Below are 22,632 nucleotides of genomic sequence, written 5' to 3'. Positions count from 1 at the left end.
CCGAGAGCGAAACCTCCGGAGAAACGTTGGTCGGAGCGCTGCGGGCTACGCGAGCGGTGCGGCTACCGCGCGAGCCACGTCGCGGCGAGGTTCGCGAGCTCCGCCGGCGCCGCGCCGGAGTCGAGGGACACCGTGACGCCCGGCTCGTCCGAGGCGAGCGGCTCGAGGGTGGCGAGCTGAGAGTCGAGCAGCGACACCGGCATGAAGTGGCCGGGCCGGTGCGACATCCGCTCGGCCAGAAGCCCGCGCGACCCGCTCAGGAAGACGAACCGGGTGGCCGGTTCGGCGGCCAGGATCGCCTCGCGGTAGACCCGTTTGAGCGCCGAGCAGGCGATCACCATGCCGCTGCCCTCCGCGGCGGAAAGCGTCGATGCGACGCGGGCGAGCCAGGGCCAGCGGTCGTCGTCGGTGAGCGGATGCCCGGCCTCCATCTTCGCGACGTTGGCCGCCGGGTGCAGGTCGTCGGCATCCACGAACGGGACCTCGAGCTCGTCGGCGAGCGCGTTCCCCACCGTGGACTTGCCGGAGCCGGAGACTCCCATGACGACGACGAGCGGCTTCCGGACGTTCACAGGCATGGGGTCAAGGCTACCGAGAGGCGCACGAACCGCGTCCCGGGTCGTGGTCTCGATCGCGTAGAGGCTCGTCGAGGCGGCGATGAAGAGTGTGCCGCCGTCCTCTCCACCGAAACACACGTTGGCCACGACCTCCGGCACGGCGATCGCGCCGAGCCGCGCGCCGCCCGGCGAGAACACCTGCACGGAGTCGGCGCTCGAGGTCCAGACCCTGCCGTGCTCGTCGACCCGGAACCCGTCTGAGACCCCCGGCTCGACGACCGCGAAGACCCGGCCGTCGGCGCAGGAGCGCCCGTCGATCACGTCGTAGGCACGGAGGTGATGGTTGCCGCCGGCGCGCAACGCGACCGAGGTGTCCGAGACGTAGAGGATCGACTCGTCCGGGGAGAACGCGAGGCCGTTCGGCTCCTCCATGTCGGTGACGACCGGGGTCACCGAGCCGCTCGCCGGGTCGAATCGGAACACGTAGTTCGCACCGTACTCCGTCTGCCCCGGGTGTCCCTCCCGGGCGAACGTGATGCCGTACGGCGGGTCGGTGAACCAGATCGTGCCGTCGCTCTTCACCACGACATCGTTGGGCGAGTTGAACCGGACGCCATTCCACCGGTCGACGAGGGTGGTCACGACCCCGTCGACGTCACGCTCGACCGCTCGACGACCGTGCGAGCACTGGATGACCGCCCCCGCGGCGTCAAGGGTGCGTCCGTTGGTGAACTCCACATCATCCCGGTACACCGAGGTCTCGCCGCTCGAGACGTGCACCTGGAGGATGCGGTTGCCGGGGATGTCGCTCCAGCGCACCGCACCGAGCGCCGGAATCCACACGGGACCCTCCGACCAGACCGCCCCCGTGGCGAGTCGCCGCAGGGTGGCGCCGGGCGCGAGCAACGACTCGATTCCGACTTCCGCCTCCATCACACCCTCCCGTTCACACCACACTCTGGCACCTGCGCTACGCACACAACCCCGCCCACTCGCCTCCACCCGCCGCGCGTTTCTCCGGAGGTTTCGCTCCGGAGGCACCACATCCGGCCCTTTTCGGCACTAAAACCGGCTCGACGGCCGAAACCTCCGGAGAAACGCGCGTGGGCGGCGGGCGGGCGCCGCTGCGGTCACCAGTCGTGCATGGAGCCGTCGAGCAGGCGGTTCACCGGCAGGTAGGCGCCCTCGTAGGGGTGCGCGTCGGCCACGAGGTCGTCGTAGTCAACGCCGAGCCCCGGGCCGTCTCCGGGCACGAGGTAGCCGCCGTCGAAGGAGTAGGTGGGGCGGAAGAGCTCATCCGTCGCCGCACTGTGCTTCATGTACTCCTGGATGCCGAAGTTCGGGATGGCGATGCCCAGATGCAGGGCGGTGGCGAGACCGACCGGCGAGATGTCGGTCGGGCCGTGAACGCCCGACTTGATCTGGTAGACCGCCGCGTAGTCGAAGATGCGGCGGAGCGCGGTGATGCCGCCCGCGTGCGTCACCGGGGAGCGCACGTAGTCGATGAGCTGCTCCTCGAACAGCTCGCGGTAGTCCCAGATGGTGTTGAAGACCTCGCCGATCGCGAGCGGCGTCGTGGTGTGCTCGCGCACCCGGCGCAGCGCCGCCTGGTTCTCGGCCGGCGTGACATCCTCCAGCCAGAACAGGTCGTACGGCTCGAGCGACTTGCCGAGTTTCGCCGCCTGGATCGGGGTGAGCCGGTGGTGCGAGTCGTGCAGCAGCGGCAGTTCGGGCCCGAACTCGTTGCGCACGGCCTCGAACACGGTCGGCGCGTGGCGGAGGTAGGCGCGGGTGTCCCAGCTCTCCTCCACCGGAACGGCGCTGCGCCTGGCCGGCTCGTGGTCGTAGCGCGCGCTCACCCCGGAGTCCCCCGCCCCGGCGTTCTTGCTCGATGCCACACCGTAGACGGAGTCCAGTCCCGGGATGCCGGTCTGCACGCGGATGGCCCGGTAGCCCTGGTCGAGGTGCTCGTGGATCGAGTCGAACAGCTCCGGCAGGTCGACCCCGCTGGCGTGACCGTAGGCGAGGCAGCCCACCCGGCTCTTGCCGCCGAGCAACTGGTAGAGCGGAAGGCCGGCGACCTTGGCCTTGATGTCCCAGAGGGCCGTGTCGACGGCGGCGATCGACGCCATCGTCACCGGACCGCGACGCCAGTACGCCCCGCGGTACAGGTACTGCCAGGTGTCTTCGATCTGGTGCGCGTCCCGCCCGATGAGCAGGGCGGCGATGTGGTCGCGCAGGTAGCTCGCCACGGCGAGCTCGCGGCCGTTGAGGGTCGCGTCGCCGAGTCCGACGAACCCGTCGTCTGTCGTGATGCGCAGGGTGACGAAGTTGCGTCCCGGGCTGGAGACGAGTACTTCGGCTGAGGCGATCTTCATGGTCGGCGTGCTCCTAGGGTCGTTCGTTGGGTGTCGATCTGGGCGGCCACGGCGGCGACGACGGAGCCGTCGTCGGCGAGATCCGGGGCGAGGAAGCGGATGACGGCGCCGGCCCGATCCACGGCGTCGAGCCCGCGGAGCTCGCCGGCGAGGGCCTCGGCGCTCGGATCGGCGAAGTGGTCGTCGGCCAGGTGGGTCGCCCAGGCGGCGAGCACCCCGGCCTCGGCCGTGCCGACCGCGAGACCGGCCTCCCGACGACGACGCATCGGCTCGATGATGCGCGGACCGAGCTTGTGCGAGCCGTCGGTGGCGATCTGCGACAGGCGGTGTTCGATGCGGGCGTTGGCGAATCGCGAACGGAGCGCGGCCAGGGCGGCCTCGATCTCGGCCGCGTTCATCTCTGGGGCGTCGAGGGGCAGCACCTCCGCCGCCTCCTCCCACAGCGCCTCGACCGCCTCGCGGCAGTCGACGTCGAGCATAGCGCCGGCGATCGTGCCGTGCCCGGCGGCGAGTCCTCGGTAGGCGAGCAGGGAGTGCGCGGCGTTGAGCAGCCAGAGTTTGCGGCGCTCGTACGGCGCGATGTCGTCGACGAACCGCGCCCCGGCCGCGTCCCACGCCGGGCGGCCGGAGGGGAAGTCGCCGCTCAGCACCCACTCGCTGAACGGCTCCGTCACGACGGGGGTCTGATCCGGCAGCCCGGTCGCCGCGAGCGCGATGGCGCGGTCGGCGGCGGTGGCGGCCGGGGTGATGCGGTCGACCATCGTCGACACGAAGGACACGGTGCGCTCGATCCAGTCGGCGAGCTCCCGATCGACCGCGGAGGCGAGGGCGAGCACGGACTCGCGCGTGGCGCGACCGTTGTCGGCCAGGTTGTCGCAGCTGACCACGGCGATGCCTGGGCCCCCAGCGAGCATCCGCGCACGGAGCCCGTCGACGAGTCGCCCCGGAGCCGTAACGGCCGCGGCGGTGTCGGCCGGCCGCCCGCCGCCGCGCAGCAGGGCGATGTCGGCCTGGACATCCGCATCCAGCAGGTCGAGGGTTCCCTCGGTGGACAGGCGGTAGCCGCGTTCGGTCACCGTCACGGTCACGATCGCGACAGCCGGGTCGGCGACCGCCGCGCGCCAGGCCGGACCGTCTGCGCCATCCGTGGCGGCGCTGATGCTCTGGATAATCGACTCGGTGTCCACGTCGCCGCGTTCGATGAGCACATAGAGGTCGTCCTGCGCGCTGAGCACCTCGGCGGCGGCGGCACTCCGACCGGTGAAGGCGTGGATGCCCCAGCCCTCGACGGCGTCGGCGTTGGCACGCTCGGTGTACCAGGCCTGGTGCGCCCGGTGGAAGGCGCCCAGCCCCAGATGCACGATGCGCACGGGATGGCGCACCGAGCGCCGTCCGACGAACTCAGCGATCATGGCGCGTGGTCACCCTCTCGTGGATCGCCCGCAGGTAGGCCAGGTTGTCGGCCGTGCGCTGCTCGAGGGGCAGCTCGGTGGAGAAGTCCTCCACCGTGACCCAGCCGTCGTAGCCGTGCTCGTGCAGGGCCTCGAAGTAGGCCTCCACGTTCGCCTGCCCCGACCGCAGGGGCGCCCATTCATTGCGCCAGATGACCGAGCCGTCGAAGCCCGGCTCGTCGGTGGCGCGCCAGAGGGCGTTCTTCACGTGCACGTGGGCGAGATACGGTCCGAGCATCTGGAAGGCCGCGAGGAAGTCCTCGTGCCCCTCGATCAGCAGGTTGCCGAGGTCGTGGATCACGCCGACCCGCTCGGGGTCGAGCCCGTCGACGAGACGGATGGCGGCAGACGCGGACGAGGTGATCGTGCCGTGGTGCAGCTCGACGAGGGCGCGAACGCCGTGCTCGGCCGCCCGGCCCTCGATCCATTCGAGGTCGGAGCGGGTGGTGGCGAAGGTCTCGCGGTAGTCGCCGGACGGCACGCCCGGCATGGTCACGCGCACCTGGCGCGCGCCGAGCCTCGAGGTCGCGGCGAGCATCCGCTCCACGTTGTCGTGATCGCGGCAGTTCGCGTAGCCGCCCAGCCCCGAGAACTCGAGGCCGGCATCACGGGTAATGCGCGCGATGTCGTCGAGGCGGTCCTCGAGACCGGTGAGCGGCCAGGTCGACCGGTTTCCGGCCCAGAAGCCGGGCGGGGTGGCATCGGCCTGGTCGACGATGCGCCACTCGACGCCGTCCCAGCCCTGGGCGGCGAGGATTCCCGCGGCCTGCTCCGGCTCCCAGTCCGGGGTGGAGGCTGTGAACACGGAGAGCTTCACTGGGAGCCTCCCACGAGCACGTCGGCGAAGGCCCCGGCGGTCACGTCGACGTCGTCCAGGTCGCCGGCGAGCACGGCCTCGAACGAGACCGGCGTGCCGAGCGTCGCCGAGAGGTACACGGCGCGCACCACCGCGAGCGAGACGAGGGCGTCCTCCACGCGCACGCCCGGCTGCCGTCCGGTGCGGATGGCGTCGACGATGTCTTCGTACTGGCGGAGGTGGCCGACGATGAAGCCGTCCGGTCCCTTGTCCGCCCCGCGGAGCTCGGACGCCGCCACCTGCTCGGAGGCCTGGTTCCGCGGCTCGCCGTCGCCTGCGGCGTAGAAGTATTCGAGCTGGTCGTCGTCGATGACGGCCGAGCCTTCCGACCCGTGAACCTGCAGGCGCACCGACAGTCCCGGGTAGGCCGCGGTCGTCGCGTGCAGCACGGCGAGGGCGCCGGACTCGAACCTCACGGTCGCCACCGCGACATCCTCCACCTCCACCCGCTCGTGGGCGAGGAGGGCGGTGTGCGCGAAGATCTCCACGGGCCGGCCGAGGAACCAGACCAGCAGATCGACGGTGTGCACGCCCTGGTTCATGACCGCGCCGCCGCCGTCGAGCGCCCAGGTGCCTCGCCACTGCCCGGAGTCGTAGTACTCCTGGCTGCGCCACCAGGCGACAGAGGCGACCCCGCTCGTGATGCGGCCGAACGCGCCATCGTGGGCGGCGCGCGCGACGGCGACGGAGGCCGGGTCGAACCGGTGCTGGCTGATCACCGAGACGACGCTTCCGCGGCTCTCGGCCTCCGCCGCGAGGGCGGCGATGCGGCGGGCGCGCGGCAGGGTCACGTCGAGCGGCTTCTCGATCACGACGTGGGTGCCGGCGGCGAGGGCCTCCTCGGCGAGCTGTACGTGCAGCCCGCTCGGGGTGCAGATCACGACGAGGTCCACGCTGGAGGCCGAAAGCGCCTCGCCCAGCGTCGTGAACTCGGCCGGTCGCTCCGCGCCGAGCTCGTCGGCGATGAGGTCGGCGAGGCGGTGGGACGCCTCGGGCACCGAGTCGACGAGGGCGACGATCCGCAGGTCGGGATGGCGCACGATCACGCGCGAGTGGTTGACGCCGATGATGCCGCAGCCGACGAGGGCGACGGCGAGCGGACGGGAGGTGGACGATACGGCGGAACTCATCTGGGGCTGATTCCCAACTGGTTGGTGAGGCTGGCGAAGCCGCGGGCGGCGCGACCGAAGGCGAACGGGCCGGAGAAGGCGCCCATCGAGGTGACGTCGGCGAGGTGGGGCTCGAGCGAGGCGAACCCGGCGTAGCCGTCGTCGCGCAGGGCCGTGAGGGTCTCGAGCAGCTGGCCGTCGCCCTCCCCCGCCGGAACGACGCCGCCCGTGGCGGCCATGGCATCCTTCACCTGCAGGTATTCGAGGTGCGGGCGCAGCATCGCGTAGCCCTCGGTGAATGGCCGCACGCCCACCTGCACGAAGTTGGCGCTGTCCCACGCCACCCGCAGGGCATCCGAGCCGACCGACTCGATGATGTCGAGCACCCGCTCGGGGGTGTCGCCGTAGATGTCCTTCTCGTTCTCGTGCAGCAGGATCACTCCCTCCCGCTCGGCGAGGGCGGCGAGGGCGCGCAGTCTGCTGAGCACCGCGTCGCGGATGCTCGCGGCCTCCGTCCCCTCCGCCCGATAGAAGGAGAACAGGCGGATGTAGCGGCTGTCGAGACGATGCGCCGCGGCGATCGCGGCTTCGAGCCGCGCCACCTCGTGCTCGACGGGGAGGCCGGCGTCGACCTTGCCGATCGGCGAGGCGATGGCCGAGACCCCCATCCCCCGCTCGCTGAACACCGCGGCGAGCGCGTCGAGCTGCTCCGGGGAGAGTTCGACGATGTTCGTGCCCCAGGCGCTCCTCACCTCGATGTGGTTCGCCCCGAGCGACTGCAGCACGGCGACCTGCACGACCGGGTCGGCGTCGATCTCGTCGCCGAACCCGCTCAGGGCCCAGCTCGCGGTGGTGGTACTCATTTGACTCCTCCTGCTGTCAGGCCACCGACGAGGTAGCGCTGGAAAACGAGATACAGAACGACGACCGGGAGCGCGCAGATGAGCGAGGCCGCCATCATCTGACCGTAGAGCGGAATCGCTCCTCCCTCTTGGGTGGCGCCGAAGACCTGGAGCGCCACCGCTGCGGTGCGTGAGGTGCGGTCGGTCATCACCGAGGCGAACAGCACGTCGTTCCAGCCGAGCAGGAACGCGAAGATCGCCGAAACGACGATCCCCGGCCAGCTCAGCGGCACGATGATCCTGGTGAGGATGCGCCAGGACGACGCCCCGTCGATGCGGGCCGCCTCCTCGAGCTCGCGCGGCAGGCCGCGCAGGTAGGTCACCATCACCCAGGTCGAGAACGGCAGCGCGAAGGTGATGTAGGTGATGAAGAGAGCCCAGCGGGTGCCGATGATCTGGATGCCGAGCGCGCTCGCGAGACTCGCGAACAGCACGAAGACGGGCAGCAGCATGAGCGTGCCGGGGATCGACTGGAGGCCGACGAGGGTGCGCAGCACGGTGAGCCGCCCCCGGAAGGCGAAGCGAACCAGCACGTAGGCCGACGAGACGGCGAGCGCGGCGCAGATGATCGCTACGGAGCCGCTCACGATCACGCTGTTGATGAGGCCGTTGCGCAGGTCGACGGTGGTCCAGACCTTGAGGTAGTTGTCGAGGTGAAGTTCGGTCGGGAAGAAGGCGCCGCTCGCCACGGACACGTCGGAGTTGACCGAGGCGAGCACGATGTAGAGCAGGGGCACGAGCACCGCGAGCAGCAGGATCACCACGATGGTCACGAGCAGCGGCTTCGGCAGCAGCCGGGTGACGTCGGCGTTCAGCCGACCGGTGGGCTTGCGGCCCAGCAGGGGCGGTCGCACGAGAATCTCGGTCATGGGCGCTTGCCCTCCTCGCCGGTGTCGAGTCGCACGGCCTTCAGGTAGATGAACAGCGGAATGGCGATGAGCACGAGCGAGGCGACGGCCATCGCGGCGCTCAGTCCGAATCTGAAGCTCTGGAAGCTCGTGATGTAGGTGAGCACGGGAAGCACGTTGACGTCTTCCGGAGCCGGAACCCCGAAGAGCACGAACGGCAGGGTGAATCCATTGATGTTGTGCAGGAAGGAGATGATGAGCGCGAGCGACACCGGCCCCTTGAGGTACGGGAAGATGACGTGGCGCAGCTTGGTCCACCAGCCTGCGCCGTCGATCGCCGCCGCCTCGTGCACCTCCTGGTCCACCGACTGGAGACCGGCAAGCACCAGCAGGTAGAAGAACGGCCAGGAACTCCAGATCTGCACCGCGATGAGGGCCCAGTAGCTCTGCGGGCCGTTGAGCCACAGCCCGGCGTGGATGCCCAGGCCGGTGAGGCCCGCGTCGACGACTCCTCCCGGCTGCAGCATCGTGCGCCACACCGTGCCGACGACGAACGCCGGGAGCACGTAGGGGATGAGGAAGATGGAGCGCACCAGTCCGCGCCCGCGGAAGGCGTTCTGGGTGGCGAGGGCGGCGGCGACCCCGATCGGGAGGGTGACGGCGGAGGCGATTGCGGCGTAGGAGACGCTGATCCAGATCGACCGGAGCAGGCTCGACTTGGTCACCGCCTCCAGGTAGTTCTGCAGACCGATGAACGGGGCCTGCAGCCAACTGCGCAGGGTGTACTGGTCGAGGTCGAGCAGCGAGATGACGAAGGCGATCGCGAGCGGCACGATGATGATGATCACCATGAGGATGCCGCCGGGGGCGAGCATCCAGAACGGGCGGTTGCGTTCGCTCGGCGAGCGACCCGGTCGCCTGGCCGGGCGGCCGCCGACGGGGGACCCCGTCGGCGAGCCGCTCGCCCTGGTCACGGCGGGCGCCTTGACCGGAGTTGAGGTGGACATGTCGCTCGCGCCTACTTCGCCTTGTCGAGCGCGGCCTGCACCGCGGTCTGGGCGGTGGCGAGCTTCGCCTTGAGGTCGGAGACCTTGAGGGAGCCAGTGGACAGCGACGGGATCGACTGCACGACCACGTTCACCAGGGCGAGCTGGGTGTCGCCCCACGCCCCGCTGAACGGGGTGCCGACCGACTTGGCTGCCGAGTCGATCACCGGGGCGAGCGCGGCGTTGCCGTCCTCGAGCTTCTTCGCCGCCGCCGCGTTGGTCGGCAGGTCGCCGAAGAGCTTCTGGTAGCTCGTCTGGCTCGAGGCGCTCGTGAGCATGTTGACGAGCGCGAAGGCGAGATCCTGGTTCTTCGAGTACTTGGCCACGACCATGTTGTCACCCGAGATGATGCTCGTTGCCGGCTTGCCGTTCTTGGGGGTGGTCTTGGCGCCCGGGGGCACCGTCGGCATGAGGGCGTAGGCGTACTTGCCCGCCACGGCCGACTTGTCGAGTGTGACCATCGAGGTCGACGTGGTCATCGGCAGGAAGGCGGCCTTGCCCGAGGCGAAGGCCGCGACGGCCTGGGCGTTCTTCCACCCGATCGCGCTCGGGTCGACGACCTTCTCGTCGGTGAGCCAGGAGAAATAGGTCTGGTAGGCCTTGAGGGTGGTCGGGTCGTCGAAGCGGGCCTTCTTGCCGTCGAGGATCGGGTTCCCGGCCTGCAGCGACATCGCCCAGACGAACTTCCACGGGTCGTAGCTGTCGGCGTAGGCGAGGGCCATCCCGTAGGTGTCACCCGTCGTGAGCTTCTTGGCCTGCGCGGTGAGGCCGTCCCAGGTGGTGGCCGGCTTGTCGATGCCCGCCGCGGCGAGCAGGTCCTTGTTGTAGGCCATCACGAACGGGCGGCTCGCGAACGGGATACCCACCTCGTGCTTGGCATCGGGACCTGAGATGCCGAGCGTGCCCGGGATGAACTTGTCGCGGCCGCCGATCTTCTTCCAGTCCGCCTCGGTGAGCTGCACGAACGCGCCGGTGGAGTACGCGGTCGGCGTGAAGGTGGAGCCGAGGTTGTAGAGGTCCGGTCCCTGCCCGGAGAGCACCGAGGTCTGGATCTTGGTCAGCTCGTCGTTGGCGGAGGCGAAGGTCTCGAAGTTGACCTTGGCGCCGGTCTGCTTCTCGAACCGGTCCGAGACATCCTGGAACCACTGCTTCTGCTCCGCGGGGTAGAGGGCGTTGGCGCCGATCATCACGTCGAGAGTCTTGCCCGTGCCGTCGATCTTGGTGGATGACGACGCGGGAGCCGGCGTCGTCGACCCCGCACAGCCCTGAAGGGCCAGGCCGAGGATGGCTATCCCGGCGATCGCGCCGAGCGCGTGTCGAGCTTTCATGATGACTCTCCTTTGAGTGATGGCTGGATGCGATCGAGGGCTGGACTCGCCACGTTCGCTTCGCACCGCGGGTGGTTGGAACTTTAGGCAGGGCGGCAAGGCAACTGCAACCGTTTGCCAAAAATTGCCATCCTGTGCTTTGCTAGCCGTATGGAACCTCTCGGCGATGCGAGGCAGGATCGGCAGGCGACCCTTGCCGATGTGGCCGCGGCGAGCGGAGTCGCCACCTCTACCGCGTCGCGCGCGCTCTCGAACCCGACGCGCGTGAATGTCGTGACGCGGGAGAAGGTGGAGCGCGCGGCCGCCGCCCTCAACTACCACGCCAACTCGCACGCGAGGGCCCTCACCTCCGGCAAGACGCGCACCATCGCGGTGCTCGTGAGCGACGTGACCAACCCGTTCTACTTCGACATCATCCGCGGCACGCAACAGCAACTCAAGGCATCGGGCTACACGCAGCTGCTCGTCGACACCGAGGAGTCGGACGAGCTCGAGGACGGCATGCTGCACAAGCTCCGGGGCTCGTTCGACGGCGCCATCCTGGCCGCCTCCCGGCTCACCGACCGGCGGCTGGCGACGCTGGCCTCCGAGATGCCGCTCGTGGCGATCAACCGCCAGACCAGGGGTGTGGCGAGCGTCTTCATCGACACCCCAAGCGGCATCGAGCAGGCGCTCGGCCATCTGGTCTCCCTCGGCCATCGCGACATCGCCTACGTCTCCGGCCCCGTCACCTCCTGGCCGAACGAGGGACGCTGGCGGGCGCTCCTGCGAGCCGCCGAGCAGTACGGGGTCGCGGTGCGCCGGGTCGGACCATTCTCGCCCAAGAAGGATGCGGGGGCGGCGGCCGCCGATGTCGTGCTCAACAGCGGGGTCACCGCCTGCATCGCCTTCAACGACCTGCTCGCCATCGGCATGCTCATGCGCCTGCGCGAACGCGGAGTGAGCGTGCCGGACGACCTCAGCATCGTCGGCTGCGACGACATCTTCGGCTCCGACTTCTGCAACCCGCCGCTCACCACACTCACCGCGCCGATCGAACAGGCCGGGCGGGTGGCCGTGTCGATGCTCCTGGCCCGCCTCGACGCGCAGACCGCCGGCGCGGCCCGCCAGACGGCGACGCTGCCGACCCACCTCACCATTCGCGCATCGACGGGCCCGGCCCAGCCAGAGAGAGACCAATGACACGCCTCACGCCGCATCCCGACCGACTGTTCCCCGCCGACCCGGCGGAGCGCGACATCGCGCGGCGGCTCTACGCGGAGGTCGCCTCGGCGCCGATCTACTCGCCGCACGGGCACGTCGAGGCCTCGATGCTCGTGGCGAACGAGTCGTTCGCCGACCCGGCGTCGCTGCTCATCACGCCCGACCACTACGTGACCCGCCTCCTGCACGCGGTGGGAGTGCCCCTCGACGAGCTGGGTCTTCGCCGCGACGGCGCAGAGCCCACCGCCTCCGGCCGCTCGATCTGGCGCCAGCTCTGCGCCCACTGGGACGTCTTCCTCGGCACGCCGGTGCGGTACTGGTTCGAGTCGGAGCTCAGCGAGGTCTTCGGCCTCACCGAGCATCCGTCCGCCGCCAATGCCGACGAGCTCTACGACGAACTCGTGGAGAAGCTCGCCAGCGACGCCTTCCGGCCCCGCGCGCTCTTCGATCGCTTTGGTATCGCCGTGCTCGCCACCACCGACGACCCGGCAGACGACCTCGCCGCCCATCGCACCCTCGCCGACGATCCGACCTTCACCGGCCGGGTGCTGCCGACCTTCCGGGCCGACCGGTACATGCTTCCGGCGGAATCCACCTGGCCGGCACGACTCGACGCCCTCTCGGCGACCTCGGGATTCGACTGCGGCACCTACGCGGGCCTTCTCGATGCCCTGCGCTCGCGCCGGGCCGTCTTCGCCGCCGCCGGCGGAACCTCCACCGACACCGGCGTGATCGACGCGGGCTCCGAGCCGCTCGAACCCGCGGACGCCGAGCGCCTCCATCGCGCGGGCCTCGACGGAAGCATCACCGAGGCGGACGCGGTCGCCTACCGGCGCAACATGCTCTACCAGCTTGCCGCGATGGCGAGCGAGGACGGCCTCGTCATGCAGCTGCATCCCGGTGTGCTGCGCAACCACCACCGGCCCACCCTCGACACCTTCGGCCCGGACACCGGGCATGACCTGCCGGACGCCACCTCCTTCACCCGCCCGCTCGCCCCGATCCTGCGCGACTTCGGCACCAACCCGACCTTTCGGATGGTGCTGTTCACGGTGGACGAGACCACGTTCTCGCGGGAGATCGCGCCGCTCGCCGGGTTCTACCCGTCTGTCTACGCGGGTGCCCCGTGGTGGTTCCTCGACACCCCGGCCGGCATCGCCCGCTATCGCGCCGCCATCACCGACAGCGCCGGCTTCGTGAAGACCTCCGGCTTCATCGACGACACCCGCGCGTTCTGCTCGATCCCGGCCCGCCACGACATGTCCCGCCGCAGCGACGCGGCGTTCCTCGCCTCCCTCGTCGCGACGCACCAGCTCAGCGAGGATGACGCGGCCGGGGTCGCGCGCCGACTCGTCGCCGACATCCCGGTGGACACCTTCCGGCTCGGCTGATCGACCGGGAGAACCCGGCCGGGTAACACGACCGGTCGAGCCGATAGCCTAGACGGGGCGTTCCCCCGCACTCGATTCAAGGAGATTCATCGTGGCACAGGCAAACATCGGCGTCGTCGGACTCGCGGTGATGGGATCGAACCTCGCGCGCAACCTCGCGAGCCGCGAAGGCAACACCGTGGCGATCTACAACCGCTCGCACGAGCGCACCGACCTGCTCGTCTCCGAGCATCCGGAGGCCGGGTTCGTGCCCTCGACCACGATCGAGGAGTTCGCCGCGTCGCTCAGCAAGCCGCGCACGGCCATCATCATGGTTCAGGCCGGTGCGGGCACGGATGCCGTGATCGACCAGCTCGCCGCCGTGTTCGAGCCGGGAGACATCATCGTCGACGGGGGCAACGCGCTGTTCACCGACACGATCCGCCGCGAGAAGGCGCTGCGCGAGAAGAACCTCAACTTCGTCGGCGCCGGCATCTCCGGCGGCGAGGAGGGCGCCCTCAAGGGACCGAGCATCATGCCCGGCGGATCCGTCGAGGCGTACGCGACCCTCGGCCCCATCCTCGAATCGATCGCCGCCGTCGTCGACGGCGTGCCGTGCGTCACCCATGTCGGCACCGACGGCGCCGGACACTTCGTCAAGATGATCCACAACGGCATCGAGTACGCGGACATGCAGCTCATCGCCGAGGCCTACGACCTGCTGCGCAACGTCTCCGGCCACTCGCCGGCCGCGATCGCCGAGGTGTTCACCGAGTGGAACTCCGGCGACCTCGAGTCCTACCTCATCGAGATCACCGCGGAGGTGCTCAAGCAGGTCGACGCCAAGACCGGCAAGCCGTTCGTCGACATCGTGCTCGACCAGGCCGGGTCGAAGGGCACCGGAGTCTGGACCGTTCAGAACGCGCTCGACCTCGGCGTCCCGGTCGGCGGCATCGCCGAGGCCGTGTTCGCCCGCGCCGTGTCGAGCCACCCCGACCAGCGGGCCGCAGTGCAGAAGAGCATCGACGCTCGCCCGGAGATCGCCGTGATCGGTGAGGGGACCGCGTTCGAGGACGACGTTCGCGCCGCCCTCTACGCCTCCAAGGTCGTCGCATACGCCCAGGGCTTCGACGCGATAATCGCCGGCGCCGTGAAGTACGACTGGAACATCGACAAGGGCGCGATCGCCACGATCTGGCGCGGCGGCTGCATCATCCGCGCGCAGTTCCTCAACCGAATCGTCGAGGCGTACGCGAACGACCCGGCCCTGCCGACCCTGCTCGTCGACCCGTACTTCGCGAACGCGGTGAAGGAGGGCGAGGCCGCCTGGCGCCGGGTCGTGTCCACGGCGGCGCTCTCCGGCATCCCGGTTCCCGGCTTCGGCTCCGCGCTCAGCTACTACGACTCGCTCGCCTCGAAGCGACTGCCCGCCGCCCTCGTGCAGGGGCAGCGTGACTTCTTCGGAGCGCACACCTACCAGCGAGTGGATGCCGAGGGCACCTTCCACACGCTGTGGAGCGGCGACCGCACGGAGATCGAGTCCGCCGGCAGCAGCCACTAGCCGCGGCGGGTCGGTCGCGACAGGCCGCCCGCGCCTGCGACAACGCGCATCCGAAATCCGCGCATCCGACATCCGCGGATCCGAAAACGCAGGAGATTTCGGTGCCGGCGCCGCGATTCTGCCGGAATCACGTCGCGTGGCCGCGGAACTCCTGCGTTTTCGGCGGGACGCTACAGTTGCGGAATGGACACTCCCGACCCCGAGTTCGTCGCCGAATCGGCCGAGGGCCGGACCGCACCACTGCGCTCGCAGACCGACGTCGTGGTGCACGACATCAAGGACATGATCATCCGGGGCACCCTGGTGGCCGGGGCGCGCCTGCCCGTGGAGAAGGACCTCGCCGCCTCCCTCGGTGTCTCGCGCAGCTCCCTGCGCGAGGGGGTGCGTGCGCTCGCGATCATGGGGGTGCTCGAGACGCGCCAGGGCGACGGCACCTACGTCACCTCGCTCGACGCGTCCCTGCTGCTCGCCCCGATGGGGTTCCTCGTCGACCTGCAGTCGTCCGCCGACAGCCAGCACATCTCTTCGGTGCGCCGAGTGCTCGAGGTCGAGGCCGCGGCCAGGGCCTCGCTGCTCATCACGGAGGAGCAGGTCGCCGAGGCCGGCCGGCTCCTCGGCACTATCGACGACGTCATAGACGACGCCTCGGCCCACGACCTCGACGCGATCATGAACGTCGACATCGAATTCCACCGGGTGATCGCCCGCGCCTCGGGCAATCCGGCCCTCGAGGCGCTGATCGAGGCCCTCGCGAGCCGCACCATCCGCACGCGGATGTGGCGCGCGATGACCGAGCCGGACGTGATCCGGCACACCCACCGGGAACACCACGACATCCTGCGTGCCGTCGCCTCCGGGGATCCGGACCGGGCGAGGCTCGCCATGTCCGTGCACCTGATCGAGGTCGAGGACTTCATCGCCAGCCACCCGGGGGCGAGCACACAGGCGAGCACGCGGACGAGCACCGACCCGCCTCTGCGGGGCGACGCACCGCCACCCGAGTGAGCCCGCCCGTCTAGACCAGGAACAACTCGATCACCGGAACCGCGACATCCGGTCTGAGCACCGGAAGGGTCAGCGTGAGCGTGCCAGCCGGCTGGCCGCCGGCGCCCGTGGTGAGGGCCACCGTGTCCGGAGCTATCTCCGCCATCGGCACCTCCGATGCGTCGTTGAGCAGCTGCGCGTACGCCACCTTGCCGGCCAGCCCGGGAAGGTGCACGTGCTCGAACGGCCAGGCGAACAGGTGCAGGTACAGCCTCGAACCACGCTGGGTGTATCGAGCGTCGGCGGGCGGCACGAATTCGGCTGCCCCGGCCCCGTAGATGCTGCGGTCGTGCAGCCGCATCCACTCGCCGATGCCCTCGAGGGCAGAAGTGGCCGCGCCGTCCAGGGTGCCTCGGGCCGTCGGACCCACGTTGAGCAGCAGGTTGCCGTCCTTCGAGACGCCGTCGATGAGCATGCGGATGAGCAGGTCGGTGGACTTGATGGTGTGGTTGTCGCGGAAGTAACCCCAGCTGCCGTTGAGGGTCTGGCAGGCCTCCCAGGTGACGGGACGGCCGTCCACCTCCATCGGCCCGGACGGCTGGTACTGCTCCGGGGTGACGAAGTCCCCCGGGATGTCGAGCCGGTCGTTCACGATGATTCCCGGCTGCAGCCGGCGGGTGAGGGAGATCAGCTCCTCCGACCCCCAGTCGTCCCTGCCCTTGGCGCCCCAGACCGGATGCTGCACATCGTTCGCGTAGGAGAAGTCGTAGAACAGGTAGTCGATCTTCCCGTAGTCGGTGAGCAGTTCGCGCACCTGGCCGTGGAGGTACTCACGGTAGACCGCCATGTCCCGGGTCGCGTTCTGTTCCGCGGCATCCGCATCGTCGCGACGGGGGTGATGCCCATCGATCGGGAAGTCCGGATGGTGCCAGTCGAGCAGCGAGTGATAGAAGCCCACCTTGAGCCCCTCGGCGCGCAGGGCGTCGACATAGGGACGCACGAGGTCACGACCGTACGGGGTGTTGACGGCCGTGTAGTCGGTGAGTTTCGAGTCCCACAGGCAGAAGCCGTCGTGGTGTTTCGTGGTGAGCACGACATACTTCATGCCGGCCGCCTTCGCCGCGCGCGCCCAGGTCACCGGGTCGTACAGGTCGGGGTCGAAGAAGTCGGCGTACCGCTCGTAGTCGCTCGTCTGCCGGCGTTCGTTGGTCATCACCCACTCGTGGCGGGCCGGGAGGGAGTAGAGCCCCCAGTGGATGAACATCCCGAATCGTGACTCGGTGAACCAGGGGGCATGGGGAATCGACACGGTGCTCTCCTTCTTCTCGTGGTTGGTCGTCGCGGGCGCCTAGCGCCGTGCGGCCGCCGTGCTCCAGTACCGGCCGGCCGGAAAGGCGAATTCCTCGATCGAGTCGGCGAACATCTCGGCGCTGTAGCCGGGCTGGGTGGGCAGCACGTATGCGCCAGCCGAGACGACGCAGGGCTCCACGAAGTGCTCGTGCAGGTGATCGACGAACTCGGTCACCCGGCCCTCGAGCGATCCGGACACCGCGACGTAGTCGAAGATCGACAGGTGCTGCACGAGTTCGCAGAGGCCGACACCGCCGGCGTGCGGACACACCGGCACGCCGAACTTCTTCGCCATGAAGTACACCGCGAGAATCTCGTTCACGCTGCCGAGTCGTGCCGAGTCGAGCTGGCAGAAGTCGATCGCCTCCGCCTGGAACAGCTGCTTGAACAGCACCCGGTTCATGCCGTGCTCGCCCGTCGCCACCCCGATCGGGGCGACGGCGCGGCGCACCGCCGCGTGGCCGAGGATGTCGTCCGGGCTCGTCGGCTCCTCGATCCAGAGCGGCTTGAACTCGGCGAGTGAGAGCACCCAGTCGATCGCCTCCGGAACATCCCAGACCTGGTTGGCGTCGATCATGAGGTTGACGTCCCAGCCGATCACCTCCCGGGCCAGGGACAGGCGGCGGTAGTCGTCCTCGCGGTTCGCCCCGACCTTCAGCTTGATGTACCGGTAGCCGGCGTCGACGGCCTCCTGGCAGAGGCGCCGGAGCTTCTCGTCCGAGTAGCCGAGCCAGCCCGCACTCGTCGTGTAGCAGGGATACCCGGTGTCGGCGAGTTCCGCGATCCTCTGCTGCCTGGTCGGCGCGAGGTCGGCGAGCAGCGCGATCGCCTCCTCCCGGGTCAAGGCATCGGAGAGGTAGCGCAGGTCGGCCGCATCCACGAGCTCGGTCGGCGTCATGTCGGTGAGCAGGCGCCAGAGCGGCTTGCCAGCCTTGCGCGCCGCGAGATCCCACACCGCGTTCATCACGGCGGCGAGGGCGAGGTGGATCACCCCCTTGTCCGGGCCGAGCCAGCGCAGCTGCGAGTCGCTCTGCAGCTCGCGGTAGATCGCCCCCAGGTCCCCCACGATCTCCTCCACGTTCCGGCCGATCAGCGGAAGGGCGCGCTGCGCCGCCGCGGACACGCACAGGTCGTTGCCGCGGCCGATGGTGAAGGTGAACCCGAAGCCGCTCAGCTGCGGATCGTCGGTGCGGATCACGACGTAGGCGGCCGAGTAGTCGCCGTCCTTGTTCATGGCGTCTGAACCGTCCAGGCTGAGCGAGGTGGGGAAGCGCACGTCGTGCGTCTCCACGCCGGTGATGGTGGTCATGTCGTCGGGTCGGACTCGGTCGGCCGCGCGCCGGTGCGCAGCAGGGTGTCGTTCACAGTCAGAGATTCCTCTCGAGGGATGCCACCAGTCTATAGATCAGATCAATTGACACGCCAGAGTCGAATCAGGGCATGTGATGGGGTGATCGAGGCATAATGATCGGCTGAATCTGCCTGTGCCGGAAGTCGGTGTGCCTCCGGCCCCGTGCCCGCGCACCGTCGGCCGGCGGATCGTGACCCGTTCGTGTCGGGCGCGATCACGCGCCGGGTGGCACACTGGAGAGTGATGTCCGAAGACCACGAGCACCCCGAGCTGGCGGGCTACGAGCCCGGCGACGGCCGCCCGCTGCGCAGCCCGCGCCTCGTTCTCGTGATGCGCGTCGTCGTGATCGTGGGCATCGCCTGCCTCGTTCTGCCCGGGGTCTTCACGACCGTGTCCGTCGCGGCGTCCACCGCGGAGACCGCCTGCGTCGCGTGGGTGGCCTACGAGGCGCCCGAGGCGCGCGCCGCCTCCGCCCGCTTCGAGGTCTTCGGCCCCGGGGGAATCGGCTGGGAGTGCTACACCGTCGGGGCGTTCGGCGGTGACCGGCACGTGGCATCACTCGGCCTCATCCCGGTCTCGCCCCGGCTCTCGCCGGTGCCGGTCCCCGGAACGAACTCCTAGATCACTCGGCGAGAAGTCTCTCGCGCACCTCGCGACGAAGCACCTTGCCGATGAGGGACTTCGGCAGTTCGTCGAAGGCGACAATGCGCCTCGGCACCTTGTAGGCCGCGAGGGAGTCCCGCGCGCAGTCGCGCAGCGCCTTCTCGTCGAGCTCCCGGCCGGGCTCGAGCACGACCACGGCCACGACGTCCTCACCGCTGTGCGCGCTCGGCACGCCGACGACCGCGACCTCGGCGACATCGGGATGCGCCCTCAGCGCGTCCTCGACCTCGCTCGGCGAGACGTTGAAACCGCCGGTGATGATGAGCTCCTTGATGCGGTCGACGATCGTCACGAAGCCGTCGGCGTCGATCCGCACGATGTCTCCTGTGCGGAACCACGGCCCGGCGTCGTCGCCGGCGTCGGCCGGCACGAAGACCGCGGCCGTCTCATCCGGCTTCTTCCAGTAGCCGGAGAACACCTGCGGTCCACGCACGATGAGTTCGCCCGGCTCGCCCGGCGCCCGATCCGCCGCCGGGTTGTCTGGATCGACCACCCGCACCTCGGTGTTCGGCAACGGCAGCCCGACGGTTCCGGCCCGGCGCGACGGCCCGACCGGGTTGGCCATGAGCACCGGGCTCGTCTCGGAGAGGCCGTAGCCCTCCACGAGGTAGCCGCCCGTCTGGGCCTCCCAGGGCTCGACGACGGATGCCGCGAGCGGCATGGCCCCGGAGATCGCGATCTCGATTCCCGCCAGGGAGACCCCGGACTCCTGGGCGGCCGTCATGAGCCGCGCGTAGATCGGCGGCACCGCCGGCAGGAAGGTGGCCGGGCGTTTCTTCACCACGGCGAGCACGAGCTCGGGGTCGAACTTGGGGAAGAGCACGAGTCGCGAGCCCATGCTCATGGCGAAGGTGAGGCAGAGCGTGAGGCCGTAGGCGTGGAACATCGGGAGCACGGCGTAGACGACGGAGGTTCCGCGGCGCACCGTGGGCACCCACGCTCGGGCCTGGGCGGCGTTCGTCGAGAGGTTGCGGTGGGTGAGCGTTGCCCCCTTGGGAAGGCCGGTCGTGCCGCTGGTGTACTGGATCACGGCGACGTCCGCGGCCCCCGGCCGCACGATGTGCCCGTCGACTGGCGAGTTCTCGAGGAGCTTCTCCCAGGTGACGGTGCCGCGCACCGCGGTCGTGAGCGCCGAGCGCGAGGCCCGCGCCCGCTCGATCGGCAGCCGAAGCAACGCCCGGGTGGTGAAGGGCATGGCCCTCGTGACGTCCACGGACACGACGGTGTCGACCGCCACATCCTCGGGCAGGGCCTGCACCGTCGCCACGACGTTGTTCCAGACGACGGCGAACTTCGCTCCGTGGTCCTCGAACTGGTGGCGCAGCTCGCGCGGCGTGTAGAGCGGATTGTGCTCGACCACGATCGCACCGAGGCGCAGCACGGCGTAGAAGGCGACGACGTGCTGCGGGCAGTTCGGCAGCACGAGCGCCACCGTGTCGCCCTTCTGCACCCCGAGCACGCGGAGCCCCTCGGCGGCGCGGAGGACCTGGTCCCCCAGCTCGGCGTACGTGGTCGTGCGCCCGAAGAACTCGAGGGCCACGTTCTGGCCGAATTCGGCCACCGACCCCTCCAGCAGGTCGTAGAGGGACCCCTCGGGCACCTCGATGTCGTGAGGAACCCCCTCGGCGTAGCTTGCGAGCCAGGGCCGCGGTGTGCTGATCGTCATGGCGCTAACTCTAACCAGAGCGCGCGCCCGCCCACGGGACGAACTGCCTCAGGCCGCCAGCAGTGCGTCGATCTGTCCGGCCGCCCCGCGCAGCCCCTCTTCCATGCCCATCGCCACGAGCCGGTCAAGCTGTTCGAGGCTGGCGAAATGCGACACGGTGGTCATGCGGGTGCCGCCGTCCACGGCCTCGATCGTCACGACCATCCTGGTGATCGGCATGGTGGGGTCCGGCTCGCCGGACTGGTCGGCGAAGCCGTTCTCGAACTCCAGGCTGCTGGGCTCGTCGATCGCGGTGAATCGCCACCAGCCGGGGGCGGTGTCGCCGTCGGGGCCGGTCATCCGGTAGCTCGCGGCGCCTCCGACGACGAAGTCGTGGCGCTCGAAGCTGGCCGGCCAGGTCGGCGGTCCCCACCAGCGCTCGAGCTGGCGCGGATCCGACCACAGGCGCCACACCCGGCCGACCTCCACCGGGAACTCCGCGACGAGGGTGAGGGAGAGCTGTTCGGGATTCTTCTCGCTGCTGATGACCGGCATTGTTCGTGACCTTTCTTCAGGGGTGATTCGTTAGTGATCGGTCGGCGGCTCGGCGAGGATCTCGTCCATGCGGGCGACACGCTCCGCCCAGACACCTTCCCACGCGGTGAGCAGCCGGGTCGCCCGGCGCAGGGTGGCGGGATCCGCGTGCACGATCTGCTCCCGTCCCCGTTTCACCTTGCCCACGAGCGATGCCTTCTCGAGCACCGCGACGTGCTTCTGCACCGCCGCGAAACTCATCGAGTAGTGCGCGGCGAGCGTCGAGACGGACTGCTCACGCTCGAGCAGTCGCGCCACGATGTCACGCCTCGTCGCATCCGCCAGGGCGTGGAAGAGGCGATCGATGTGTTTGTCGCTCAGGAGCGCGCTTTCTACAACCATTTGGTTGTACGTTAGCGCGATCGGACCCCGCTGGCAAGGGTCGAATCGTGAGGGTCGGGCGGGGTCAGGCCGCGCCGTCGAACATCGACGTCACGGAACCGTCGCTGAACACCTCGTGAATGGCGCTGGCCAGCAGCGGGGCGATCGGCAGCACCGTGAGGGTGGGGAACCGCTTGTCCGCCGAGATCGGCAGGGTGTCGGTCACCACGACCGAGTCGATGAACTCGCTCTGCAGGATCGTGGATGCCGGCTCGGAGAAGACGGCGTGCGTCGCCGCCACGACCACGTTCGTCGCTCCGGCCTCCTTGAGCGCCTCTGCGGCCTTCACGATGGTGCGGCCCGTGTCGATCATGTCGTCGACGATGAGGCAGGTGCGACCGCGCACCTCGCCCACGATCTCATGCACCGAGACCTGGTTGTGCACCCTCGGGTCGCGCCGCTTGTGGATGATCGCGAGCGGAGCCCCGAGCTTGTCGCTCCAGATGTCGGCGACCCGCACCCGGCCCATGTCGGGCGAGACGACGGTGAGGGTGGCCGGGTCGAGGCGTTCCTTGAAGTACTTGAGCAGCACCGGCATCGCGAAGAGATGGTCGACCGGGCCGTCGAAGAAGCCCTGGATCTGGGCGGCGTGCAGGTCGACGCTCATGATGCGGTCCGCGCCGGCCGCCTTGAACAGGTCGGCCACGAGGCGCGCCGAGATCGGCTCGCGACCACGGCCCTTCTTGTCCTGGCGAGCGTACGGATAGAACGGCGCCACCACGGTGATCCGCTTGGCGGAGGCGCGCTTGAGCGCGTCCACCATGATCAGCTGCTCCATGAGCCACTCATTGATCGGATAGGTGTGCGACTGGATGACGAAGGCGTCGCAGCCCCGAACGCTCTCGTCGTAGCGCGCGTAGATCTCGCCGTTCGCGAAGGTGCGCGCGTCGGTGTGCACGAGGTCCGCGCCGAGCTCGGAGGCCACATCGATCGCCAGCTGAGGGTGGGCCCGACCCGTCACGATAACGAGTCGCTTTTGTCCGGTAGCGGTGATCTCGGCCACGTGCCCTGCTCTCTGCCGGTCACCCGACGCACTGTCCATCTTCGGCGCTGCA

19 protein-coding genes and 1 pseudogene are annotated in these 22,632 nt (G+C 69.4%); 5 read left to right on the top strand and 15 right to left on the bottom strand.

Annotation, left to right across the window (positions count from 1 at the left end; genetic code table 11):
- Positions 1–62: 62 nt before the first annotated feature.
- From FVP33_RS20150 to FVP33_RS05685, 9 genes are all read right to left on the bottom strand, one after another.
- Entirely contained in the window at positions 63–1,490 is a 1,428-nt protein-coding gene (locus tag FVP33_RS20150; protein ID WP_147782676.1) for a gluconokinase, GntK/IdnK-type, read from the bottom strand.
- A gap of 197 nt (positions 1,491–1,687) precedes the next feature.
- A complete protein-coding gene (gene manD, locus FVP33_RS05720) occupies positions 1,688–2,935 on the bottom strand; it encodes a D-mannonate dehydratase ManD (RefSeq protein WP_147782675.1) in 1,248 nt (415 codons plus the stop codon).
- Positions 2,932–4,347 (bottom strand): mannitol dehydrogenase family protein, encoded by a 1,416-nt coding sequence (locus FVP33_RS05715; protein ID WP_147782674.1) that lies wholly within the window; start codon positions 4,345–4,347, stop codon positions 2,932–2,934. The genes manD and FVP33_RS05715 overlap by 4 nt, the downstream gene beginning before the upstream one ends.
- Entirely contained in the window at positions 4,337–5,203 is an 867-nt protein-coding gene (locus FVP33_RS05710) for a sugar phosphate isomerase/epimerase family protein (RefSeq protein WP_147782673.1), read from the bottom strand. Before FVP33_RS05710 ends, FVP33_RS05715 begins: the two co-directional genes overlap by 11 nt.
- Complete coding sequence (locus FVP33_RS05705) at positions 5,200–6,372, bottom strand: Gfo/Idh/MocA family protein (RefSeq protein ID WP_147782672.1); 1,173 nt, start codon at positions 6,370–6,372, stop codon at positions 5,200–5,202. The genes FVP33_RS05710 and FVP33_RS05705 overlap by 4 nt, the downstream gene beginning before the upstream one ends.
- Complete coding sequence (locus FVP33_RS05700) at positions 6,369–7,214, bottom strand: sugar phosphate isomerase/epimerase family protein (RefSeq protein WP_147782671.1); 846 nt, start codon at positions 7,212–7,214, stop codon at positions 6,369–6,371. Before FVP33_RS05700 ends, FVP33_RS05705 begins: the two co-directional genes overlap by 4 nt.
- The gene (locus tag FVP33_RS05695; RefSeq protein ID WP_147782670.1) at positions 7,211–8,122 is read right to left on the bottom strand and encodes a carbohydrate ABC transporter permease; all 912 of its coding nucleotides are present in this window, start codon (positions 8,120–8,122) and stop codon (positions 7,211–7,213) included. Before FVP33_RS05695 ends, FVP33_RS05700 begins: the two co-directional genes overlap by 4 nt.
- Positions 8,119–9,108: a carbohydrate ABC transporter permease gene (locus FVP33_RS05690; RefSeq protein WP_147782669.1), complete on the bottom strand. Its 990-nt coding sequence runs from the start codon at positions 9,106–9,108 to the stop codon at positions 8,119–8,121. Before FVP33_RS05690 ends, FVP33_RS05695 begins: the two co-directional genes overlap by 4 nt.
- An 11-nt stretch (positions 9,109–9,119) precedes the next feature.
- Complete coding sequence (locus tag FVP33_RS05685) at positions 9,120–10,475, bottom strand: ABC transporter substrate-binding protein (protein WP_187270590.1); 1,356 nt, start codon at positions 10,473–10,475, stop codon at positions 9,120–9,122.
- A 150-nt stretch (positions 10,476–10,625) separates the two neighbouring features.
- On the opposite strand from FVP33_RS05685, the gene FVP33_RS05680 reads away from it, so the two are divergent.
- From FVP33_RS05680 to FVP33_RS05665, 4 genes are all read left to right on the top strand, one after another.
- Positions 10,626–11,657, top strand: a complete 1,032-nt coding sequence (locus tag FVP33_RS05680; RefSeq protein ID WP_147782668.1) for a LacI family DNA-binding transcriptional regulator — start codon at positions 10,626–10,628, stop codon at positions 11,655–11,657.
- Positions 11,654–13,069, top strand: a complete 1,416-nt coding sequence (gene uxaC / locus FVP33_RS05675; RefSeq protein WP_147782667.1) for a glucuronate isomerase — start codon at positions 11,654–11,656, stop codon at positions 13,067–13,069. Before FVP33_RS05680 ends, uxaC begins: the two co-directional genes overlap by 4 nt.
- Before the next feature lie 91 nt (positions 13,070–13,160).
- Positions 13,161–14,609 carry an NADP-dependent phosphogluconate dehydrogenase gene (gndA, locus tag FVP33_RS05670; protein WP_281289367.1) on the top strand — a complete coding sequence of 483 codons (1,449 nt, stop codon included), beginning with the start codon at positions 13,161–13,163 and terminating at the stop codon, positions 14,607–14,609.
- Between the two features lie 183 nt (positions 14,610–14,792).
- On the top strand, positions 14,793–15,614 hold the full coding sequence (locus tag FVP33_RS05665) for a FadR/GntR family transcriptional regulator (protein ID WP_147782666.1): 822 nt from the start codon (positions 14,793–14,795) through the stop codon (positions 15,612–15,614).
- Between the two features lie 10 nt (positions 15,615–15,624).
- On the opposite strand, the pseudogene FVP33_RS05660 reads toward FVP33_RS05665, so the two are convergent.
- Together FVP33_RS05660 and FVP33_RS05655 are read right to left on the bottom strand one after the other, a co-directional pair.
- Positions 15,625–16,911, bottom strand: a pseudogene (locus FVP33_RS05660) (alpha-L-fucosidase); the annotation flags it as partial.
- 30 nt (positions 16,912–16,941) lie between these two features.
- Positions 16,942–18,252, bottom strand: coding sequence for an L-fuconate dehydratase (locus FVP33_RS05655; protein WP_147782664.1), 1,311 nt, complete (start codon positions 18,250–18,252; stop codon positions 16,942–16,944).
- 285 nt (positions 18,253–18,537) lie between these two features.
- Between FVP33_RS05655 and FVP33_RS05650 the strand changes: the two genes are divergently transcribed.
- Complete coding sequence (locus tag FVP33_RS05650; protein WP_147782663.1) at positions 18,538–18,915, top strand: hypothetical protein; 378 nt, start codon at positions 18,538–18,540, stop codon at positions 18,913–18,915.
- Between the two features lies 1 nt (position 18,916).
- On the opposite strand, the gene FVP33_RS05645 is transcribed toward FVP33_RS05650, so the two are convergent.
- The 4 genes from FVP33_RS05645 to FVP33_RS05630 all read right to left on the bottom strand — a co-directional run bounded on the left by FVP33_RS05645 (position 18,917) and on the right by FVP33_RS05630 (position 22,619).
- Positions 18,917–20,623 carry a long-chain-fatty-acid--CoA ligase gene (locus tag FVP33_RS05645; RefSeq protein WP_147782662.1) on the bottom strand — a complete coding sequence of 569 codons (1,707 nt, stop codon included), beginning with the start codon at positions 20,621–20,623 and terminating at the stop codon, positions 18,917–18,919.
- 48 nt (positions 20,624–20,671) lie between these two features.
- Positions 20,672–21,157, bottom strand: a complete 486-nt coding sequence (locus FVP33_RS05640) for an SRPBCC family protein (protein ID WP_147782661.1) — start codon at positions 21,155–21,157, stop codon at positions 20,672–20,674.
- A gap of 30 nt (positions 21,158–21,187) precedes the next feature.
- Entirely contained in the window at positions 21,188–21,538 is a 351-nt protein-coding gene (locus FVP33_RS05635; RefSeq protein WP_147782660.1) for an ArsR/SmtB family transcription factor, read from the bottom strand.
- A gap of 64 nt (positions 21,539–21,602) precedes the next feature.
- Complete coding sequence (locus FVP33_RS05630; RefSeq protein ID WP_187270589.1) at positions 21,603–22,619, bottom strand: ribose-phosphate diphosphokinase; 1,017 nt, start codon at positions 22,617–22,619, stop codon at positions 21,603–21,605.
- Positions 22,620–22,632: the final 13 nt, after the last annotated feature.

The sequence above is a fragment of the Lacisediminihabitans profunda genome, from assembly GCF_008040105.1.
Lineage (GTDB): Bacteria > Actinomycetota > Actinomycetes > Actinomycetales > Microbacteriaceae > Lacisediminihabitans > Lacisediminihabitans profunda.
The sequence above is the reverse complement of the archived record's forward strand: the minus strand, read 5'-3'. Positions and strand labels throughout refer to the sequence as shown.

What these genes read in the sequence shown, in the direction of transcription:
- FVP33_RS20150 (WP_147782676.1), bottom strand. Translation starts at nt 1,490, where the DNA reads ATGGAGGCGGAAGTCGGAATCGAGTCGTTGCTCGCGCCCGGCGCCACC.
- manD (WP_147782675.1), bottom strand. Translation starts at nt 2,935, where the DNA reads ATGAAGATCGCCTCAGCCGAAGTACTCGTCTCCAGCCCGGGACGCAAC.
- FVP33_RS05715 (WP_147782674.1), bottom strand. Translation starts at nt 4,347, where the DNA reads ATGATCGCTGAGTTCGTCGGACGGCGCTCGGTGCGCCATCCCGTGCGC.
- FVP33_RS05705 (WP_147782672.1), bottom strand. Translation starts at nt 6,372, where the DNA reads ATGAGTTCCGCCGTATCGTCCACCTCCCGTCCGCTCGCCGTCGCCCTC.
- FVP33_RS05700 (WP_147782671.1), bottom strand. Translation starts at nt 7,214, where the DNA reads ATGAGTACCACCACCGCGAGCTGGGCCCTGAGCGGGTTCGGCGACGAG.
- FVP33_RS05695 (WP_147782670.1), bottom strand. Translation starts at nt 8,122, where the DNA reads ATGACCGAGATTCTCGTGCGACCGCCCCTGCTGGGCCGCAAGCCCACC.
- FVP33_RS05690 (WP_147782669.1), bottom strand. Translation starts at nt 9,108, where the DNA reads ATGTCCACCTCAACTCCGGTCAAGGCGCCCGCCGTGACCAGGGCGAGC.
- FVP33_RS05685 (WP_187270590.1), bottom strand. Translation starts at nt 10,475, where the DNA reads ATGAAAGCTCGACACGCGCTCGGCGCGATCGCCGGGATAGCCATCCTC.
- FVP33_RS05680 (WP_147782668.1), top strand. Translation starts at nt 10,626, where the DNA reads ATGGAACCTCTCGGCGATGCGAGGCAGGATCGGCAGGCGACCCTTGCC.
- uxaC (WP_147782667.1), top strand. Translation starts at nt 11,654, where the DNA reads ATGACACGCCTCACGCCGCATCCCGACCGACTGTTCCCCGCCGACCCG.
- FVP33_RS05665 (WP_147782666.1), top strand. Translation starts at nt 14,793, where the DNA reads ATGGACACTCCCGACCCCGAGTTCGTCGCCGAATCGGCCGAGGGCCGG.
- FVP33_RS05655 (WP_147782664.1), bottom strand. Translation starts at nt 18,252, where the DNA reads ATGACCACCATCACCGGCGTGGAGACGCACGACGTGCGCTTCCCCACC.
- FVP33_RS05650 (WP_147782663.1), top strand. Translation starts at nt 18,538, where the DNA reads ATGTCCGAAGACCACGAGCACCCCGAGCTGGCGGGCTACGAGCCCGGC.
- FVP33_RS05645 (WP_147782662.1), bottom strand. Translation starts at nt 20,623, where the DNA reads ATGACGATCAGCACACCGCGGCCCTGGCTCGCAAGCTACGCCGAGGGG.
- FVP33_RS05640 (WP_147782661.1), bottom strand. Translation starts at nt 21,157, where the DNA reads ATGCCGGTCATCAGCAGCGAGAAGAATCCCGAACAGCTCTCCCTCACC.
- FVP33_RS05635 (WP_147782660.1), bottom strand. Translation starts at nt 21,538, where the DNA reads ATGGTTGTAGAAAGCGCGCTCCTGAGCGACAAACACATCGATCGCCTC.
- FVP33_RS05630 (WP_187270589.1), bottom strand. Translation starts at nt 22,619, where the DNA reads ATGGACAGTGCGTCGGGTGACCGGCAGAGAGCAGGGCACGTGGCCGAG.